At 38.4% G+C, this 20,481-nt stretch carries 23 protein-coding genes; 2 read left to right on the top strand and 21 right to left on the bottom strand.

What is annotated here, in order from left to right:
• Positions 1-25 precede the first annotated feature (25 nt).
• The 5 genes from JXL83_06935 to JXL83_06915 form a co-directional block, all read right to left on the bottom strand.
• A complete protein-coding gene (locus JXL83_06935) occupies positions 26-343 on the bottom strand; it encodes a DUF3795 domain-containing protein (GenBank protein MBN2363849.1) in 318 nt (105 codons plus the stop codon).
• Between the two features lie 90 nt (positions 344-433).
• On the bottom strand, positions 434-847 hold the full coding sequence (locus tag JXL83_06930) for a type II toxin-antitoxin system HicB family antitoxin (GenBank protein MBN2363848.1): 414 nt from the start codon (positions 845-847) through the stop codon (positions 434-436).
• 1 nt (position 848) lies between these two features.
• On the bottom strand, positions 849-1,037 hold the full coding sequence (locus JXL83_06925) for a type II toxin-antitoxin system HicA family toxin (protein MBN2363847.1): 189 nt from the start codon (positions 1,035-1,037) through the stop codon (positions 849-851).
• Between the two features lie 73 nt (positions 1,038-1,110).
• Positions 1,111-1,449, bottom strand: a complete 339-nt coding sequence (locus JXL83_06920) for a TfoX/Sxy family protein (GenBank protein MBN2363846.1) — start codon at positions 1,447-1,449, stop codon at positions 1,111-1,113.
• Entirely contained in the window at positions 1,439-2,548 is a 1,110-nt protein-coding gene (locus JXL83_06915) for a hypothetical protein (protein ID MBN2363845.1), read from the bottom strand. Before JXL83_06915 ends, JXL83_06920 begins: the two co-directional genes overlap by 11 nt.
• Positions 2,549-2,799: 251 nt before the next feature.
• Between JXL83_06915 and JXL83_06910 the strand changes: the two genes are divergently transcribed.
• Positions 2,800-3,450, top strand: coding sequence for a flavin reductase (locus JXL83_06910; protein ID MBN2363844.1), 651 nt, complete (start codon positions 2,800-2,802; stop codon positions 3,448-3,450).
• A 23-nt stretch (positions 3,451-3,473) separates the two neighbouring features.
• On the opposite strand, the gene JXL83_06905 is transcribed toward JXL83_06910, so the two are convergent.
• The 5 genes from JXL83_06905 to JXL83_06885 all read right to left on the bottom strand — a co-directional run bounded on the left by JXL83_06905 (position 3,474) and on the right by JXL83_06885 (position 9,698).
• Positions 3,474-4,010 carry a hypothetical protein gene (locus JXL83_06905; GenBank protein ID MBN2363843.1) on the bottom strand — a complete coding sequence of 179 codons (537 nt, stop codon included), beginning with the start codon at positions 4,008-4,010 and terminating at the stop codon, positions 3,474-3,476.
• A gap of 267 nt (positions 4,011-4,277) precedes the next feature.
• Positions 4,278-5,096, bottom strand: coding sequence for a GNAT family N-acetyltransferase (locus tag JXL83_06900; protein ID MBN2363842.1), 819 nt, complete (start codon positions 5,094-5,096; stop codon positions 4,278-4,280).
• A 421-nt stretch (positions 5,097-5,517) separates the two neighbouring features.
• Entirely contained in the window at positions 5,518-8,022 is a 2,505-nt protein-coding gene (locus JXL83_06895; protein ID MBN2363841.1) for a T9SS type A sorting domain-containing protein, read from the bottom strand.
• Between the two features lie 86 nt (positions 8,023-8,108).
• Positions 8,109-8,708 (bottom strand): hypothetical protein, encoded by a 600-nt coding sequence (locus JXL83_06890; GenBank protein ID MBN2363840.1) that lies wholly within the window; start codon positions 8,706-8,708, stop codon positions 8,109-8,111.
• 117 nt (positions 8,709-8,825) lie between these two features.
• Positions 8,826-9,698 carry a VIT1/CCC1 transporter family protein gene (locus JXL83_06885; GenBank protein MBN2363839.1) on the bottom strand — a complete coding sequence of 291 codons (873 nt, stop codon included), beginning with the start codon at positions 9,696-9,698 and terminating at the stop codon, positions 8,826-8,828.
• Between the two features lie 231 nt (positions 9,699-9,929).
• Between JXL83_06885 and JXL83_06880 the strand changes: the two genes are divergently transcribed.
• The gene (locus JXL83_06880; GenBank protein ID MBN2363838.1) at positions 9,930-11,303 is read left to right on the top strand and encodes a beta-lactamase family protein; all 1,374 of its coding nucleotides are present in this window, start codon (positions 9,930-9,932) and stop codon (positions 11,301-11,303) included.
• Positions 11,304-11,329: 26 nt separating this feature from the next.
• On the opposite strand, the gene JXL83_06875 is transcribed toward JXL83_06880, so the two are convergent.
• The 11 genes from JXL83_06875 to JXL83_06825 form a co-directional block, all read right to left on the bottom strand.
• Positions 11,330-11,779, bottom strand: a complete 450-nt coding sequence (locus JXL83_06875) for a hypothetical protein (GenBank protein ID MBN2363837.1) — start codon at positions 11,777-11,779, stop codon at positions 11,330-11,332.
• 491 nt (positions 11,780-12,270) lie between these two features.
• Positions 12,271-12,639 (bottom strand): cupin domain-containing protein, encoded by a 369-nt coding sequence (locus JXL83_06870; protein ID MBN2363836.1) that lies wholly within the window; start codon positions 12,637-12,639, stop codon positions 12,271-12,273.
• A gap of 178 nt (positions 12,640-12,817) precedes the next feature.
• Positions 12,818-13,474, bottom strand: a complete 657-nt coding sequence (locus JXL83_06865; GenBank protein ID MBN2363835.1) for a methyltransferase domain-containing protein — start codon at positions 13,472-13,474, stop codon at positions 12,818-12,820.
• Positions 13,475-13,632: 158 nt separating this feature from the next.
• On the bottom strand, positions 13,633-13,935 hold the full coding sequence (locus tag JXL83_06860) for a hypothetical protein (protein MBN2363834.1): 303 nt from the start codon (positions 13,933-13,935) through the stop codon (positions 13,633-13,635).
• Between the two features lie 46 nt (positions 13,936-13,981).
• Complete coding sequence (locus tag JXL83_06855) at positions 13,982-15,412, bottom strand: hypothetical protein (GenBank protein MBN2363833.1); 1,431 nt, start codon at positions 15,410-15,412, stop codon at positions 13,982-13,984.
• Between the two features lie 151 nt (positions 15,413-15,563).
• Positions 15,564-16,001: a CGGC domain-containing protein gene (locus JXL83_06850; GenBank protein ID MBN2363832.1), complete on the bottom strand. Its 438-nt coding sequence runs from the start codon at positions 15,999-16,001 to the stop codon at positions 15,564-15,566.
• A gap of 29 nt (positions 16,002-16,030) precedes the next feature.
• Positions 16,031-16,435, bottom strand: a complete 405-nt coding sequence (locus JXL83_06845) for a class I SAM-dependent methyltransferase (GenBank protein ID MBN2363831.1) — start codon at positions 16,433-16,435, stop codon at positions 16,031-16,033.
• Between the two features lies 1 nt (position 16,436).
• Positions 16,437-17,228 carry a GNAT family N-acetyltransferase gene (locus tag JXL83_06840; GenBank protein MBN2363830.1) on the bottom strand — a complete coding sequence of 264 codons (792 nt, stop codon included), beginning with the start codon at positions 17,226-17,228 and terminating at the stop codon, positions 16,437-16,439.
• Positions 17,229-17,278: 50 nt separating this feature from the next.
• Positions 17,279-17,734: a ferritin family protein gene (locus tag JXL83_06835; GenBank protein ID MBN2363829.1), complete on the bottom strand. Its 456-nt coding sequence runs from the start codon at positions 17,732-17,734 to the stop codon at positions 17,279-17,281.
• A 14-nt stretch (positions 17,735-17,748) separates the two neighbouring features.
• A complete protein-coding gene (locus JXL83_06830; GenBank protein MBN2363828.1) occupies positions 17,749-18,345 on the bottom strand; it encodes a peptidylprolyl isomerase in 597 nt (198 codons plus the stop codon).
• A gap of 10 nt (positions 18,346-18,355) precedes the next feature.
• Entirely contained in the window at positions 18,356-20,389 is a 2,034-nt protein-coding gene (locus JXL83_06825) for a tetratricopeptide repeat protein (protein ID MBN2363827.1), read from the bottom strand.
• Positions 20,390-20,481: the final 92 nt, after the last annotated feature.

Here is a 20,481-nt window from a genome sequence, read left to right as displayed (position 1 = left end):
AAAAAATCATTTAGCCGAAGCAGACTTATGGAGTTTTCTTTGCCGGGAAAGTACCAAGTTCAATGTATTGATCTTCACCATTTGCCCAAGCTCTTAGGTTGGCCAATCTCTCGCCGTTGTCGCCGTGCTCCGGATTGTCAAAAGCTTCTTGAAGTGAGCCGCACGGAAGATTCTGGCAGAAACCACAATGCTCAATTTTTTTATCTATTGAACATTTGGCGACAGAACATTCTCCCCAGAACATTTTACCCTTGCTCAATTGACATCCCGGACAACCGGTTTTTTCTTTCCACAAACAGGTCCCGCAGTAAGCTCCGCACCGTCCGATAAAATCCCGATTCATTGTGTATCCTTTTTTAAATATTTCTTTTGGCTGTCAACATAGAACAACCATTGTTTACAGATAGTAAGTATCACGCCAAAAGCTTCCCTGTCACTTGAATCGTATTACAACTTCTTTACCCAATGCATTGCTGATTTTTTCCAAAGTCTTAATCGTCGGATTGCATTTTCTTGGATTTTCAAGTTTTTGATAGGCTTGGTAGGAAATTTTGAGTTTTTTTGCTATTTCGATCTGTGATTTTCCGTTTCGTAATTTTTTTAAATTGTATGCTATTTCAATGTGCGGTAAAACCCTAACCTTATGATAATTCCTCCCATTGTAAACTTTCACATCCGGAAGGCGGTAACCTCTTTCAAAATCAGATTCCAAACATCCGTTCAGGGCTTCAGAAGCGTTATTAAGCGCTGATTCCAAGCAATTTCCGTAAGTGTTGACATTTGGGAATTCCGGAAATGACACCATGTATGCGCCAGAGGTTTTTTTTATCTTGGCATAATATTCCATATCATTTCTCCTTTATTCCAGCTTGTTTAAATATCAAATAAACAAGCCCTTTTGGCAGTTCTTTTTTACCGTGAACAGGAACAGGGATAGAGCGTTTATTTTCCTTAATCATTATATAATGACTGCCGGAAACCCGATCAAGAATCCAGCCCTGCTTCCTTAATATATTAATTATTTCCTTGCCTGTCATTTGCAAAATATACAACTAATAAGTTGCATTGTCAAGGACGTTGTCGTTATAAACAATTGATATTTTCAATATGTTAGCAGATTTTTCTACTTTTTTTCTTCTTCGGTTTAGGTTCGGGAAGTTCATTCTTCGTGATGCTTATGAGTTCAGAAAGCCATTCGCTGTCTTCAAATTTATCCTCTATAAGAAAACTCATTTTCGCGCCCGGATAAGGCGGAGCCTCTACTACATCGCCTATGAATCTTTTCCCGCCCTCGGTCGGTTTTACGAACAGCTTGTTGTCGCATACAAGCGCGACGACTTTTCCGTCGCAGTAGACCACGTATTCGCCGAACATTTTCCTGTACGCAATTTTTCCTGTGTCTGCCATCTGGTCGGCAATAAATTCGATGAAATCCTTATCAGTAGCCATGATTTGTTCCTTTCAACTCGTTGATTATATCCTCGGGTTTTCCCCAGCGCGTGAAGTCATACCCGCGATCCTTCGCATACTCGAAAAATGTCATTAAATCAATGTTCTCAAGTAAATCTGACAAACCCTTGAGAGGATTGATAGTTACGTTTGCAATTTTATGACAGACCTTTCTTATGTCCTGATCGTTGTCAAGATCGCAGACACCGGCGTCGCTAAGGCCGAGCAAACCTTCTTTCCCTTCTTTTTCCCTTTTTTCAATGTATTTTTCGGCGATACTTTTTATCTTTGCATTGATTCTTATCCGGTGGAAAAACTTCTGCATCCAAAATAGAACCAAAATGCAAACGGCTGATAAAAGAAACGAAACCGAAAGAGTCTGAATCAACGAACCGGCTGAAAGATCGGGATTTGATCTGATTCTGTCAAGTGCTACCGCCCCAACGAAACCGGCGGAGAAAAACACGCCGGTGATAATTCTTTTAAACAATGTGTATAAAGAGTGTCTGTCCTTCTTTTTTACAGTGACCCTGTGTGAGTGAAACCAGATAAACCACGACAATAAACTGACAAGGCTCAAGTATTTGACAAGCGTCGGAAAAGGGACCATGGGACCGATTAAATCCCATGACAACCAAGGGAAAAGGACAATAAAAAAAATAAAAGAAAAAGCTGAAACAAACCAGTCTCTGACAGGATGCCGGCTTTTATCGGGATCGTGAATCGGTTTTCTGTGATCCGGATCTGTGTACATTACAATGTTTTTAATTTTCTGGCAGACGGAAGCCATGTCTTTTTCAGGCGCCGATTCATTTTCAGGAATTTTTTCCCTGAAAAAAGAATAAGGTGTTTTATATAATTCGTCGTAACTAACTGAATGTGTTTCTTTGAAGGGCGGTTTAATATATATTTTATTGTCAGTGAAAACAAAACCGCTTTTACCTGTGTTTTGTTTTAAGAACGCTTCGTCAATTATCACTTCAATTTTTTCATACTCAGGAATGGGAAAATTTAATCGTGCGTTCGATTCTGTTGTTTCGGGAATGTTTGGAGAAAAATAAGCGTTAAACCAATTTTGAGTCTTTTCTTTGAGAAACAAAAAGACCTCATCTAAATCCGGATTAATAACACTCAAAAAAATGACCCCTTAAAAACATTTGTTGAAAGATTTTAAAACCCGGTTTGAAAATAGTCAAACGAAGATATTCTCGAAAACACAGATCGACAAACTGTTTCGGGTATGGATTTTAACAGTCCGTTTAATAGTTGAAAGGCTCATATTTTAAGATATAAAATAAGGTTAAGATATAAACAATCATATTTTTCAAGAATTACTACGGAGGTGCAGGAATGAAAATCGAGCTTTACGACAAGGACGTCAAATACATCGAACCTTGGCCCGGCGCGTCGGGGATTTTTCCGCGGAAAGAACTCGTTTCGTCTGTTCCGTCAGCCATTTTCCTTGTCACTACCTACAAAGCCAACGGCAAACCGAACGCATGTCTTCAGTCCTGGTCTGCTTTTTTCTCAGACCAGGGAGAGCTTTTGTGCATTCTCGGACACGTCCAGCGGTCGGGTCACATGTACAACAGCCTCGTTCAGACAAAAGAATGCGTGATCAACTTTCCGTCTTCGGAAATATTCGACAAGTGCCTGGCGACGATTAAAAACAATGAATTCGAAGACGACGAGATAACTAAGTCTGGCCTTACCATTGAAAAAGCCGTAACAGTGAAAGCTCCCAGAATCGCCGAATGCTTTTTAAGCCTCGAATCTGAATTTCTTTGGGAGAAAGAGACATTCCCCGGAAGCGGAGGCGTGTCAGTATGCGTCCGGATAAAGCACGTCGCTATGGACCATGAATATTTCGACGAAGAGAAAAAGGGCAGATACGGCAGGACCGGATACATATTCAACATAAACGAACCCCTGAATCCCGTCACCGGCCTTACCAGCGGTTTTTGTCTGGGTACGATCGAAAAGTTAAAAATTCAGGAATAATTAAGTTAATCTAAATCCTGACCTTATTCTTTGATATCTCCCGTTGAAACATCAAAAGTGAACAGTTTTCCGCTTACGCCTTTTACTTCGAAGACATAATCATCGCCACTCATCCATCTAAATCCCAGTCTTTCTCCGAATATCTCGTAGTGGGAGACGCTTGTTGAGATTCCGCATCCGAGTTTTGTCATTTCCAGGGTCGAATATTCCCTCAGCGTCCGTCCGTCCCTGTATATTCCTAAAGCGAGATGGTTTGAGCTCGGTTCGCGTCCTCTCTGCCATGGTCCGAAACGGACGATGGTCGTCTCGCCGGGCCCCCCAAGATATATTTCATTTGCATACCAGTTGTACTCGCAAATGAGTTCGTCGTTTTCCCATCCGACTGAATAGATCAGTGTCTTGCCCAAATCTCCGTAAGCCGCATCCGGTATGCTTTTCGCGTACGTCATTCCGTATTGAGAAGCTCTGACCACAGGTCTGTTATTCGCCTCTTCGTCGGCGAAAACTTGACACGACAAAATTGACAAGAGAAAAAAGGGTAAAAAAAATACTTTTTTCACAGTTTTGACCTCCCTGCTGGTGAAAAGTTAAACAAATGTATTACTTTTTTTTTTTACCTTTTATTCTCTTTTCCTTCTTTATGAGTTCAGGAAATATATCCGAATAAAAGGGCTGATGTATCAGAGACGGTGTTTTCAAGAGTGTTATTATATGTGCTTTTAAACAACTCATCATAAGTCACATCTTTCTGATAATAATTTTTCTTTAGCCACACAATTATATAAAACCGACCCTCATTTTTCAGCCCTTTAATCATTCACAAATCGTTATAATTTAAGCCGCCAGTCTTCCATTTCCCTGAACAGGGGCGCTTCGATTTTTGCAAAAAGAGCGAGTGCTGCTTTATTTCGAGCGCCTGTTCCATCGTGATAAATTTTTCCGCCAAGTTTCTTCAGCGTCTGCAGACCGTGAAGCATTGTTTCTGTTCCAAGACCGCGTCCTCTGAACTTAGGCAGAACTCCCAGATAATACAAAGTAGACCATCCGTCCGAATAAGACATGCACGCTAAAACAACCGCCGCTTCATTTTTCAGAATACCTATCTGCAGCATTTCAGGGTCTTTGATGACATCTTCATCGGCCAAAAAACCTTTAAGAAAATCTGACATATCGTCATCCGGGTCAAAAGCAATATCCCCCTCCGCCGCGCATTGAAATAAATGAACGGCTTTTTTAAACTCATCTTCACGTGATGAATCTACACACTCCCATCGAAGAGAATTCGTTTTTACCGACGATTCTAAATTCTTAACAGCCGCATCGAGAGGCATGCGGTATTCAAGTCTGCTTTCACCAGGGACAAATCCTTTGGCAGTAAGTATGTCACGATGCATTTTTGCGCGTTCGGAGGCCAGTTCATCGTCTATGGATTCTTCCGCAGATATCACTCTCGTGTCTATAATCTTTGCCCCTTTGCGTGTGCATTCGTCAAAAACAGAATTGAAAACTTTTTCCCAATCAGCTTTCTGAGGCATTCCGTCAGCGTCTTTATACCATTTTTGTATAATCACCCAGGAATCGCCTCCTTCGTGAATAATGTCGAGATAACCGCAGGCCGTTTTCTTTTCGTTGAAAAGTTCAACCATTTTACTCTCCAGTCATTTATTGGAAAACACTGGATTAAACCAGCGCTTTCCGCTTTGCGATTTGTTGCCTTGATTTGCCGAAAGTTTATCGGCTTGCGGGGTAGAAGGCTGAATACCATGCAGGCCGAATCATGAAGTGTTTGTTCGTTTTACATAGCATGGGTATCACCTCCTTATAGAACCGACGAGTTGATTTTAACAAGCAACTCTTTGTTAGTTTTTTGTCCTCGGTCGGTAATCAAGCAAAAATACATAACCGTTATAGCGTTGTCAAGAAAATATTCGAGTAAAGAAAAGCTTTTCTGTACTGAAAAGCAATTTCTTTTCCGCCTGTGCGATTTTTAAATGGCTATGACCTGTTGTAAAAAAGATGAGAATTGACCAATATCAATTCAAGCTTATATAAGTTCTCTGTATATTACTATTTTAACAACGTAACTTTCCTTGAGATCTCATCTTCCTCGGTGCAAACTCTAAAAAAGTAAACTCCCGCCTCCAAATTGCTCAAATCAAAAGATGATAAATTAAATGAATCAAAACTTTTAACCAATCTCCCTGAAACATCCAGCACTTCTATGGACACGATAGGAAGTAAATGTTCGTCTAAACAAAAAAATACTTTGCCTGAAGTGGGATTGGGAAAGATCTCTATTTGACCCCACGGATTTGTTATTTCCGGAAAATCTTCTACGGCAGTTCCGGAAACACCTTTTTTCAAACCGTTACCGAAACTTGTAATCCAAACTTCATTTTCATTAAACGGATTAAAGAATACTCTTACAGGATGGGCAAATGGATACGATGTAACTTGAATAAAATCCGGATTCGTTGAGGTTATGTTTTGGCTGCACCATAATCCGTCCTCTTCAGTCGTCAGATAACAGAAATCCGGATCCGTTGTGCTGAAAGTACAAGACTCGACTCTGTCTAAATCGCATATTCTCGACCAGTTTAATCCCCTGTCTGTCGTCCTGTAAAGCCCTCCGAGACCGTTCGGAGGTCCTCCCCAACCGCTAAAAACACAGGCATACCAAGTATTTTGACTGTTGTCGTGAGGATATACCACAACGTCTTTTGTCCAGTAATACATTCCGTCGTCGCTTCTGTCCAGCCAGCTGTTTCCTCCGTTTGTGCTGACAAAAACACCTGAACTTGCCGTGAATACACCTGTGTTGTCTCTTCTACCTGAATATGAGCATACAATGGTGTTGTCGTCGAGAATTGTTACACAAAAAGGATGGCCTTCTGTCCTCGGCGGATCGGCCAATTTACTCCATGAAGATCCACCGCCGTTTTGTATGTCATTTGAAACAAAAATTCCGCCCTGTGTGCTGTGAATGACGCTCGCGTAGAGCCTGTTTTGGTTGTTGGGGTCAAACGCAAGCCAAATGACAGGATGTCCGAAATCGTGCAGTACATTCCACGAAGATCCGGTGTCCACAGAAAATAAGATCATGCCGCTTCCATTGTCTAAACGGGAATCCTGCAGATAGGTGCTCTGGTAAATGTCATGCACGGTCGATGTAGCGGCGTAAAGGTATCCGTTAACATGCTTTAAAGCTTGATACATGGTGTTTTGATTGTGTCCTGTGTAGTCGAAAGACCAGGAATTCCCGCCGTCTGAACTTTTTACACCTTTTATGTCAGTGTATGAAGCAAAAATGTTGTCCGAATCGCTCCACGTCATCCACCAAGATGACGTATTTTCCAAACCGTTTGAAAAATATGACCTGCCTTTCGGTGTCGGTGATCCAGCGGGATTTTGTACATATGGATTGATGTACACTTGTCTCCAATTCACCCCTCCGTCAGATGTCACGTGGACGAATCCGAAGTCGGTAATCATTACCAGGTCCGAATTGACAGGCGAAACGGCAAATCCCAGAGCGCACTCAGCCCAGTACCAGCCAAAATCGCCCTGATAGCCGCAATATCCGGTGACAATGTTCTGGTTGTTGTCTGTCAAAAAAACCTCAGACCAACTTATGCCGCCGTTAGTTGTCTTAAAAACAACCGGCACACCGTCGAAATTTCCGCCTGCCAGATACGCCGTGCTCACCTCATTAATAGACATAGAGACAAAAAAAACAAAATCATGAGACAAATTCAAACCCCCGGTTTTTTGAACCCAGTTTCCCGTCCCAGCGTCCATAGAATAAACACCTGTGCAGATACCCCAATAATCGCCTCCCGAAATACCCGCGTAAATGTCGCTTTCTTCAGCAGATGTCGCATAAAACCTCGTGACACTGCCTTCTTTGGCTCCGGCAAAAGATAAAATTCCCTGGCCGGATGGAATTCCCGGAAGAGAATTCATTGTAAAAGAACTTCCGCCGTCTGTTGATACAAGAAGACCTGTGTTGGTTCCTACAAATATATTTACGCCGTCAAAAAACACACCGGCAACATGAAGCCCTCCTCCTGAAGAACTGTGATATTTAGAGGCGCCAAATGAATTTCCACCGTCGCCTGAAAACCAAAGATCACTGTAATCCGTAATAATAATTCTTTGTGTATTCATAGGATCCGCTGTCATGAACCAAGCGTCCCCTCCCGTCGGATCTGCGGAAAGATCCGTCCAGACCTGTCCTCCGTCCGTGGATTTTTTTGGAGTGAATCCGTTCCCGTTATTGCCCAGACAATATATAAGCGAGGGATTATTTGTAAACCGAACACACGATGAAACTCCACCCCTTATCTCGCTGAAACTGAGAACGTCCCAGTTTTCTCCCATGTCGATGCTTCTGTACAGCCCCCCCATATCGCAGGCAATAAAAAATTCATCAGAATTGTGAGGGCTGAAGCTTGGTGAAAACAGACCTCCACCGCCGCCTATTCCGCTCGGCGTCCAATGAGAAGGAGCCTGCGAGTACAAAATCGAAAAAAATAACGAGACTAAGATGTGAGTCAGAATTTTCTTTGCCATACATATTCTCCCTGCTCTTAAACTCAATAAAATAATAAATGCAAAATTAACATACTAAATACGGCAACCTGAAATTCAACATCCGGCTATTCGATCACAATTTGATTTTCAAAAAACAGAACTTCGGACTCCGACAGAGGTTCGTTCCATTTTGGACTGCTCAGCAGAATGTTCAGAGCTTCTGACATTTCTTCTTCTGTTTTCAGGGAATAACTGTATTCATTCCATTCTCCGTTTTCCGCGCAGTACTCAAGATACTGTAAAGAAGTTTCCGGACTTCCACCCAGACAATATCCCATGGTTATCAAAAAAGGAACGCCGTTTATTATTTCTATGGGTTCGCTGGGCCAGTCCTCATAATCGGTGTTACCGAAAAAGATTGCCCCTCCGATTAAAGGTCTTCTCAACGAAGTGTTGTCTTTTGGTTTAAACAACATTCTTGTCAAAATGATGATTTTCTCGCTTTCCTCGTTTGCTGCGGCATATTCTCTGAGAGCCGCAATTGCCTCGTTATTCCCGAGAGACTGTACATATTGGGCTAAAACTATGTATTGTTCGCATCTGTATTCTTCAAACGTATTTTGTCCGCAATACTCAAATATTTCATCAAATGTTTCGTCAATATTCAGACCAAATGAAAACGCCGGTAATATTACCGAGAAAAAAATAACAAAATTTCTTTTCATGAATCACTTCCTTTTTTTATATCAACTGTTTCGATCTGGTTTTTTATTGAAATAAACCGATAAAAAACACAAATTAATTTAACCAGGACCAGTATAAACATTTGATTTGATGTTTTTTCACGGATCTACTCCTATGAATGCCCGCAGTAAGTATCCAATGAAAAAACTTACAACAGCTACGCCTACACTTAAGCCTGCCATTTCAATGAAACGATTTTTGAATTTCTGATCTTTTGCGACAGAGATATAATAATTGAAAACGGCAATTATTGCGATTGCCGTTATTAGAGTTGTTGCCAGACAGATAAAAATATTATTAAGTAAAAGAAACGGCGCGATAAGCAAAACAACGGTAATGATGTAGGCAGATCCTGTGTAAAGAGATGCCTTGAAAGGATTTTTATCCGTTTCATCCGATTTTTTAGAAAGATACTCTGAAGCTGCCATAGAAAGAGCCGCGGCAAAGCCTGTTATGGCACCCGTCAGGGCTACAAGTTTAGTGTTTCTCAGCGCGAATGTGAATCCGGCGAGAGCTCCCGTCAGTTCTACCAGAGCGTCGTTCAAACCAAGTACCATCGAACCTGTGTACCTGAGTCTCTCTTCATCCAAAAGTTGCAACAGAGCATTTTCGTGCCTGTCCTCTTCTTCAGCGATTATTCCGGCTCCAGGGATTTCATCTATAAGTTTTTTATACTTGGTTTGAGCGCTCTCTTCTCCTCGTTCCATCAGCTTTACACCGAAAGTCAAACCAAACAGGCGGCTTATAACAAAGAAAAAGAATATCCTTCTTCTGTCCGGTGAAACATCTTTTTTCGTATATTCACGCCATTGATTATAGTGTCGGAGCTCATCAGCCGAAATTTCTTCGAAGACTTTTCTGTTTTCCGGGGATTTTTCACGCTTTGCAAGTTTAAGATATATGTTATGTTCGGTGATTTCGTTTTTTTGATATTTAAGCAGGATTTTTATTGTTTTTTCACTGATCGGCATAGTTTGATATCTCTCGACAAGATGATTAATAGTATTACAACCCTTTTACTTCGTCAAATCTTAACTAATGATTCGTTTTACATAAATAATTATATTTGCAAATAAAAATTGTATGATTATAATAAAAATGATAAAATAAAAGAAATTGAAAAAGGGAGGATGGGACATGAAAAAGGGTGTTTCAATTTTGTCGTTTTTATCATTTTCTCTTTCACAAGATAATTTTCAGCCATGACTTTTCCTGACACCTTGGCAGGCTCAAAAGCCGGCTCACTCATTGCTGTTTTAAACGGCACGGTTTCAACTTCTCCAAATGAATTTATTGAACATAATTGTACAGACGGATTTAAAAAAGCCATTCCAGTAAATTCAAGAGGCGTATTGTTACAACAAGTCAAAAACATGGCTTCCCCATTTGAATTAACTTCAGTAGAATTGTCCGATTCTTTTGAAATTTCTTTCGTTATACGCTCTTTGTCCAAAGGAGAGAAATTTAAAATTTCGATTTCATTGGAACAGAAGTCCCCCAATAACATATCTTCTATGAGAATTGAACCTTATATTGCTTTACCCCTCGCTTCTAATTCAAAGATATCCTATTCAACGGATGAATCGCAAGCAATTGAACGAATAAAAACATTTTTAGCAGACCAGGAATCGTTAAACAGATTTTCCGGATCCGTTTTGATAGCTAAAAACGGTGATCAATTATTATTATTATCCGCTGGAATGTCTGATAAAAGATTTTTCGCACCCAATAGAATTGACACAAAATTTAATCTGGGTTCTTTGAACAAGCTTTTTACTTCCGTTGCGATTCTACAAATAATTAAAAAAGGAGAAATCAGCATAGACGATCCTCTGGGCAAATTTCTGACTTTTTTTCCAAAGGACATATCAGCAAACGTAACTGTAAGACATTTATTGACAATGGAATCCGGTTGGGGTGATTATTGGAACAACGAGTATTATTTACAGCACAAAGACGAATTGCGCACTGTTTCACAATACATGCAATTCATTAAAGACATTCCACTTGATTTCGAACCCGGATCAAGCGTTCAGCATTCCAACATTGGTTTCGAAGTTGCAGGATCAATAATTGAAAAAGTCAGCGGATTAGATTATTTCGAATACATACGCGAATACATCTACAAACCCGCAGAAATGAGCAACACGGATTCTTACGACAGAGACGGACCGGTAGAAAACCTGGCTATAGGTTATACTAATCATCATCCCTGCGATTCCACTGGTTTAAGTTGGCGATGGGAGAATACGTATATTTTATCACCGAGGGGAACTCCGGCCGGCGGAGGATATTCGACGGTTGAGGATATTCTGAAGTTCGATAACGTTTTCCGCTCACATAAACTTTTGGGCTCAGAATATTCAAATTTTATGCTAAATAGATTCCAAGGACAAATTGGTGATCCTTTGATTCAACAAAATCTTTCAAGATCGGCAGGCGGAGCTATAGGAGTTTCCTCTTTTTATGCAAGAGATATCAAAAACGGTTACACAGTTATAGTTTTATTAAACATTGACAATCCGGTTGCTATTGAAATAGGCAATGAAATATTGAAATTAATCGGTTTATTATAAAAATAAAATATTTATCAAGTAGCAAATCAAAAATTTACAAATTTTTCTAATTTTTCTAAAACAAACGCTTCAGAGCATTTTGAAGTGTCAATAACTAGGTCAGCGGGTTCATTCATCCAAACCGTTGTTTGTTTTTTTAACATGTCAGAAATTAACTGCGGTAATTTTCCGCTTGTTCTTTTTGCAAAACGATCTTCAAGTATATTCAATTCAGCTTCAAATCTGCATATTTTCACATTTTTCCACTGTCTTAATTCATTGAGCTTGTCTTTCTCTGTAATGATATAAATCACATTACAGCGTGGCATTAAAGACATGTTTAATATTTTTTTGAACTCAGACCACGCCATATTCTCTTCATTCGCCAGAGACAAATAATCTTTACCACTATATATCTGAGCGTTTAATTTTCGTCTTACGGCGCTTGCGGCCGACGATTTTCCTGAACAAGAGGGTCCGCAAAAAATATATAACATTACTTTTCCTGTTGATTCTTTAGAAGTTTGTTGATTTTCATATCTTTGTTATACAAAAACAAAATAAACACTGTCCCCTTTTCTCAGAACGCCGGTCGTTATTGCCTAATTCATAGACTATAATAAACCAATGTTTAATAATAGCTGTCTTGCTACATATAAATAATATTATCGCATGGTTGTTTTTTTCACAAACGTTTTTGATTTTTCAAATTTTCTTTTTAATAGAAAAATTCCATTCCAGGTTAATGTCATATTTCACTATTCTTTAAATACTTAAAATAGTTGATAAATCTATGAATTTTTAACAAATTCATTTTATCAACTTTTTATCAACCATTCTCATAATATGATAAACAGGATTAAGACGCATACTTATATAATTTATGCAAACCGTTTCTCTGTTGTCCACATTGACAGATTTTATATTTTCCAGAACATTGCATTTGAATCAAACAAAAAAAGAGTTGCGCTGAAAAAATAACTATAAATCAGCATAAAGCAGGTGTGAATTTAGCTGAAAGCACAAGTCCTTTATCCCCTGCTAGAATTTTATGGTTTGTGTCGGCTAAAATAAACGAGACAACTCCCGGAGAGTATTCTATTTCTTTGCCGTTTACTTCAGCTGTGCCATTTCCTTCCAAAATTTCATGCAGTTCTGTCTTTCCCTCATGAATATGATCTCCTATTTCGTGACCCGGTTCAATTTCGACGATATGAAAACTCATAAGATCATTTGTGTCTTTTCCGGTTAAAACATTTATCATTTTAACGCCCTTGAATTTGGGACTCGGAATCCAGTTATTCCTCGGGACAACATCCATTTCAATTCCGTCAACAAACAATTTTTCTTCGAACAATTTAAACCTCCTTTAATGATTTAAACAAAATAATAAGCATATAATTCTAACAAAATCCAAAATAAGTCAAGCTCCGTCACTTTTATGTCTTGATAAACAGTTACTACCCTTTTCTTTTTTATTGATTTGTATCATCAAATTAAAAATTATTAAAATCTAACAGACATCTGTAAAAATTTTATTTTTGACAAAGAACAAAAAGAGTATCCTGGTTTAATCTTTCAATGCGAGAACAAACTATACAAAATCCTGTATTAACCAATTCTTCTTTAATTTTTTCAGGTGAACCGTAATATCTGCCGGCAATTCCGTCTTTAATTACACATCGGGTGTCTTTATCAAAAAAAGCCAGAGAACTTTCCTCTTTCGGATCGTTGCACATTGTCTGAACCAAAAATTTCCCGCTAGGTTTAAGGCATCTGTATACTCCGGAAAGTAATTTATTTCTGTCATCCCCGATAATGCAGTGAAGACAGTAGCCATCAACGACAAAATCAAAAGAATTTTCATCATAATGCTTATAAAGTTCAGTAACCGAACCGACTTTGAATTCAGTAATTATTTTTCTTTGAACTGACAATTCTTTCGCCCATCCAATCGCCGTCGGAGATATGTCTATCCCATAGGTTTTATATCCTTTTTCCGCGAGCCAAAACGAAACAACACCGTTACCTGAACCAATTTCTAAAATTTTTGATTTTTCCGACAATTTTGGAATTTCTTTTTCTAGAATTCTCACGGCTTTCCGAAACTCATCTTCTCCGCCCCAGGAATGACCACCTTTTTCTTTAATTTTTTTATAAATTTCGTCGTGAAACAGATAATTAGTCTTCATTATGTTTTTTAACTGAAAAAATAATGAACATGTAAAATAATTTCCACATTTTCTTCAACAGGATTTCAACAGGCTTTTCACCCGGCAACACCTAAAATCGTAAACAAATTGATTGCGTCCACGGCTCTTTATTGAAACTGTCAATCGGCTTTTCTTAGTTATTTTCTGCCGTTCCCGTCAATTGTTGAATAAAACAAATTTTTGTCCAACAAAGTTATTTTTATTTGTCCGGAAAAAGTCAGGTAATCGGGATCAGGGCTGTCGGTAAAATAGCGTTCAAGTTCTTTTTGTATCTTCTCAACCGGATAATATTCTTTTCTTTCTGTTGTCAAAAAAGTTGTTTTTCCGACTTCGCAATACACGCAGTCCAGGGAACAGAATTTTCTCGGAACCAGATCAATTCCCAAAGACATTTTCAAACGCCTCGAAGGAACAGGACCAAAAAGATGTTCATAACCCATGCTTGTTTATTTCTTTATCAGTGCGCAATTCAATGTCCCAGCATATCTAATATAAAGTCTGATCGACATCTTCTGGCAGATTTTTTTTATAAAGCGCTAAATAATTTTTCAGTCTTACAGCTTCTTGTGAATCAAAGGCAAAAAAATCAACTTCTTCTCTCGCCGCGACAATATTGTCTTTTATCCTCCACTTACCAACTTTAATCCATTTATCAGGGACTCCCCCAAAAAAATCCAACCAGTCCACATACACAACAGCTATTTTACCGTCATTTTCATTGGCAAGCCTTTCAAAATCATCCGTACAATAAATCCCTTTGTTTTTAAGGCACATAACTTCATAATTTGCCATTCCCCATACATCTACGCATTTTATATCAGAAAGAAAACATACTGCCCCAATATCGTTTAATAATACGGTTTCACCTGAATAAAATTCTTTAACAAAAAGACCCATCTGATATTGCTGTTCGTAAATGTTTTTCGAGGCTCTATGTGTTCTATTCAAACCTAAACATGCTCTTCTTACAAGAGGAATAAGAAACACTGCGATTGACAAAAAAACAACCGCTTTTTGAAACCCGGATGTTTTTGTCCAGGTTTTGCGAATCACAGGAAAAAGTTCATAAATAACTAAGGACAAAGCTAAAATACCCATGATAACAAGGTAAGCTTCATATCTGAAAAACCAACCGACACGGGCAAAAATCAAATGAATAACTGTTGTCAACACAAAGACAGTCAATAAAATTGAATTTCCACAGTATTTTACCTTTTTAGCCAATAACAAAAAGATCAGAGCTGATAAAAATAAAACCATTAGATGAGGCGTTAATATAGATTGTTCTATCAGTCTGTTGAAAAGCTTTGAAAATTCATTGAACGACATTCCTGAAAAATTGCCCTTAAGATGCACGGGATTTGGAAAAAAACTCCAACCCATGCCCATTGATACCAGACCGTAAACAATAATTGGTAAAATTGAGATTATAAGCAAGATAACAGCACTCAAATATCTTTTTTTCACAAGAAGTATAAGGCTTAAAACAAAAATAATGAACAGGCTTTCATACCTCGTTGCAACCGCTAAAATCGTTATAGGAATAATCCGCATTACATTTTTATTTTCAACCAAGACTTTTTTTGAGACAAACAAAAGAAGTGTAATCAGCAATATATGAAGAACGTGTTCCAAACCCGTAAACACCAGAGAATAAAGAGGAGTGAAAAAGACTACAGAAGTCAAAATCAATGAATTATAACGCCAGTCCCCTCTATTTTTAATTATAAAAAAATTGATTGTCAAAATTAGTATTACGGAGAAGAACAAATTTAACAAAAACGGCGACAATTCATTTACGCCAAACACGACAAAACAAAAGGTTATCAACAAAGTCCACAGGGGTGAAGATGAGGACGAAGTAAAATCAGTTTTATCAACTCCCCAGACGCTGTATTGAGATAAATTTTTAGCCATGGCCATGTGAATATAAGGATCATCCAGGGCATAAATAAAATTGTCGTTGTTGACTTTTATTGAAACCAGAAATATCGCAGATACAGCAATAAAAAAAAGACCGAGAGAAAACAATAAAGGTAAATATCTTTTCATGAATAAAACTTACCGATCAGTTATAATCAGACATTATTTTGTCATCTTCCTCCAACAGGTGCTTTATTGAATATTCCATGTTCTTCCAGAACGACAGTTTCCTGTGTGTTTCAAAATATTTCATTGGTATCGGGTGGGTTCCAATGACAACCGGAATGTTGAACTTTTTTTCTATGTATTCCTTGAATAAATTCATTCTCGGACAAGGCGGATATCCAACAACAAGGCCTGTCGCCAGATGAATTACATCTACGCCGTTCTTTATCATTTCCTCGGGCACGTATTCCACGTTGCCTCCAGGGCATCCTCCGCAGTTGGCAAATCCGACGAGTTGAAGCTCTTCGTCCTTCGGATAGCAGGAGAAGCCGCCTACACGTTCCCTCATCGCCCTTAGGCATTTTCCCCCACCACAGGATAAATAGCGTGCACAAATAATTATTCCGACCTTTTTCATAATTCCACCTTCTTAATACATAAATAATATCATTTCTCACATACTGCCAGCAAAACAGGAGCACACCGGAGACCTATCCCTTCACTGAGCAGAGCGTATCCGTCTTTTTTCAACACACGGAACATCTGGGATAAGACTTTGACAGGAAAATCCAAATGATGAAGAGATTTCCCGATAGAAACAATGTCGAAACTCTCGTCATCAAACACCAGATCATGCGCATCCATTTGTAAATAGCTGATATTGTTTTTGTTGATGATGTTTTCCTGATCCGGCGTTTTTATGCTTTCTGGATTTTCAAGATCAACGCCAATTATTTCTTCATAACTTTTCAGAGAGTTGATTAGATGATAAATATTGCCGCCGGAACCTGCCGCAACATCTAAAATTCTTTTTCCGGAGATCTTACTTAAAACTTCACCCGGATCTGTCACGTTATTTTACTCTGTGCTTTTTGACTTTGTTTTCAATCTTTCTTCTTATCTTATCATAGGAAGTCGGAGGTCCTGTTCTCAACTCTTTTCCGTCAATGAAAATTCCTTCCGAAATTCCCCACTCATTTACGGTTCGTTTTTCCAGGCCGTCATATTCGGTAATTTGAACACTGTCCGGAAAATCTTTAATCGCTCTCAAAATCCTTTCGTGGCAGATGTTGAAAGCGGGGCACCATCCGTTCTTGAATATTGTGACGTCTACTTTTTCTTTCCCTTTTTCGGGTTTCTTTATCGGTTTAATGAATTTAGGAGATTCTGCGGAATCGTCGAATTTTTTCAAAAGAAGTCTCATCAAACCGTTTTTGTCGACAGTTTTATATCCTTGTTTTTTGAACCAGGACGCTTTCATAAAAAAAGGCAAAATGATACCCCAAGCGGTCATTCCTTTCGCACCGAGATTCTTGGCGTCTTCTTCCGCAGCTTTCAAAAGAGATTTTCCCATCCCCTTTTTTTGAAAATTTCCCCTTCCTTTTTTGTGACCGTGAACCCAAATGCACAATACTGCGTACAATTTTTCGCCGCTAAACATCGAGTTTTCAATTGGAATGTACTGGATCATTCCACCTATTTCTCCGGATTCGTCCTGCGCCAATTTCACCCTCAAGCCTTTTTCTTTCATTTGATCAAACCACTTCTTTTTGTGATCACCCGCCTCGGCCATTTCCTGCGACCAGTCTTCGAGACAGCAAAAATAGAGATTTTCATATTCAGGAGAAATATTTATTATCCTCACGATTCCCCCTAATAAAAATATAAATTTTTTTCAAACTAAGGTGATATCTCTCACCAGACTTCAGGGTACGCCATGGACGTATAAACATCCTCCAATTTACTTTTATGCTCTCTCTCCATGTTCGCCAATTCATTGAATGTCTTGGCTTGATCATCGTCTTTACTGGCTGTGGCAAGTTTTTCGTAGAGATTTTTCGCTTCTTCTTCTTTCTTCATGGCAAGGGCTATGGCTGAACTTGGCTGCATGTCCATGGTCAGCTCAGGCAATTCAACAGATTCCGAAACTTTGTAGTCAGCGGTTTCTTTAAAAACAAGAGGCTTTGAAGGATTGTTAAAATATCCCTCTAAAATCTGCCTGTGCTTTTTTTCTTCCTGAGCGAGCTCGGAGAATATTGATTTCAAGGATCCGTCTTTTACTTTACCGCTGACTCCGTTGTAAAAATCGTAGGCTTCAATTTCATTACTGATGGCCATTTTTAGGATTTCAGAATATTTTTCTTTATTCATAAATGCCTCCCTTTCTAGTGTAATAAAATTTTTTCAATTATTATATCTTCTACAGGAACATTTTCAAATTGTCCCACAGTTTTTACCCTTGTTTTTTCTATCTCGTCGACAATGTCCATTCCTTCTGTTACCTTGCCGAAAACACAGTATCCGTATCCGTCTGCGCACTTGTCCCAGTCCAGCCTGTCGTTGTCGCATGTGTTAATAAAAAACTGGGAAGTCGCAGAATTCGGGTCCGACGTCCTTGCCATTGCCACGGTTCCCCTGATGTTGCTCAATTTTGAATTTGCGGCTTCGTTTATAATAGGATCATATGTCGGTTCTTTGTGAACGAGACCCGGAAGAAAACCACCGCCTTGGACGACAAATCCCTTTACAACTCTGTGAAAAATCAAACCATCATAAAATCCGTCTTCGGCGTACTTAAGGAAATTCTCAACAGTGACAGGAGCCTTTGAACAATACAATTCAATAATTATGTTTCCTTTTTCTGTGACTATTTCGACGACTTTTATTTCATCAATAATTCTGTCCGTGCCGTTGTTTTCTGACATTATTTCTCCGGTAAGATTGAAAATGTTGAATAAAAGGAGAAAGCTAAAAATTTCCATCATTTTGACCTCACTTTTTTAGACTATTATTCCCTTTTTTTACAAGCTCTTCAATGCCAATCATTTTTTTATAAAAAAATTCAGATTCTTCCATTTTTCCCAGATTTTTATAACACTCGGAAGCAATCCTGCAGTATTCAATTAGCAAAGGATGTGCTTTATTTATATTATTCTCAATAATGTTGATCGCTTTTTCGCAACAATCTATGGATTCCATCCAATCTTCTGACCTGAAAAGAACCCTTCCTATCCCTCCGTAATTTTTAGCAACAGAAATATGCTCTTCTCCAAAATTGTTTACATTTATTTCGAGTGATTTTTTATTACATTCCAGCGCTTTTTCGAGATCTCCTTTCTTTTCCAGTGATTTGCCTATGTTTGCATGAACGACCGCTATAAACGGATGCTTTTCTCCGTAAAACATTTCCATTGTCTTTAATGCTTTATCAAAATAATTCAGAGATAAATCTAAATTTTCCATCATGTAATAAACATGACCCAGGTTTGAACGGCATATCGCCGTATCGGGATGATTTTCTCCGTTTATTGTCAGACGAATAGTCAGTGACTTTTCAAGGAAATATTGAGCGTCAATGATTTCTCCTAAATTTATACAGCAACCTCCTATGTTGTTGTAAAGGCTGGCAACGACAGGATGCTTTTCTCCTAAAAAGTTTTCTGTAATTTTTACCGCTTTATTGAAATATTCGAAAGAAGTTTTGTATTCACCTGTTTCGCTGTAAAAACAACCCAAATTGTTGTAGGAATAAGCCGCATCGTAGTAATCTTCACCAAAAAGTTCTGTCCTCATTTTCAGACTTTTTTGGTAACATTCAAGAGCCGCTTCATAATTTCCCTTGTTTTGAAAAATAAGACCCAGTGAATCGAGAGAATCGGCTACGGTTGAATTTTTTTCTCCGAATACAATCTTTTTTATTTCAAGAGCTTTTTTTGTGTAAATTTCCGCTTTTTCATACTCAGCTTTTTTACAGTATATTTCGCCCATTGACGAATAAACTTCTGAGACGTCAGAGTTTTCCTCTGTTCCTTCTTTCAATTTAAGTGATTTTTCATAGAATTCGTAAGCTTTATCATACTCACCTTTATGCAGATAGATATTTCCCATGTATTTCAATGTTTTCGATACATCAATCCCTCCGGCATTTTTGTTATTATACAGAAAAGTTAATACTTTGTTTAAATATTCGAGCGCTTTGTCATAATCGCCCGTTTCCATCAGACAAACTCCAAAATCGAAATAAGACATACATCTTTTTTCAGGTTTGTCTGAACAATACATGTCACAAAGACTTACAATTTTTTCTCCATAAGAAAGGGCTCTATCGAGTTTGATTTTTTTCATAGAAAAATCGAACGCTTTTTTGTAGTAAGATATTGAAAGATCGTACTTTTCAGCCAACTCATACTGATAAGCTATGTCAGAAAATTTTGAATTATCTTCGTTGAAAAATTGAACAAGTATATCTCCCAAATAACTGTGTAAAATGCGAACTTTCCTTTTCAAATGCATATTGTAAATTGTTTCCCTGTATATTGAATGAACAAAAGCGAGGACAGAAGCAGACAAGGTGTTCCAAACCTTCTCATTTATATTCAATTCAATTGCGTGACTTATGTTTAAATCAACAAATGACCGCGGAGCTGAACCGTCAAAATACTCAGCGGCTCCTTTAATTGCATTTTTTTTCATTTCGTCAAGTAAATATTTCTCAAACTCCTGGCCTACAACAGACGCTATAACAGTTATTTCTTTAATTTCAGAAGGTAATCTGTCGAGTCTTGCCCCGACGATTGAATATATATCCGGCGGCAGTTCATTAATTTGAGTTTTCAACGACAGGACACCTTCATTGTTTTCAACAAGATTCTTTTCCAAAAGATACATGCTCAGCTGTTCAGCATACAGCGGATTCCCTCCTGCTTTCTCAATAAACAAAGACACAATGTTTTTGTCTGCTTTTGCACCGAAATTATTTTCTATTAATTCTTTTACTTGAAAGTCTTCAAGGGGATTAATTGTCATTTCGTTTCACTAGTGTCCTAATAAAATCATTATAAATTGAAGAGATTCATTTGTCCACAAGGGTCTCTGGCATTTAGGGGATTGTCGGGATT

The sequence above is a fragment of the candidate division WOR-3 bacterium genome, assembly GCA_016934535.1.
Classification (GTDB): Bacteria; SDB-A; SDB-A; order SDB-A; family SDB-A; genus JAFGIG01.
Note: the sequence above shows the minus strand (reverse complement) of the source record. Positions and strands in the feature narration are given on the sequence as shown.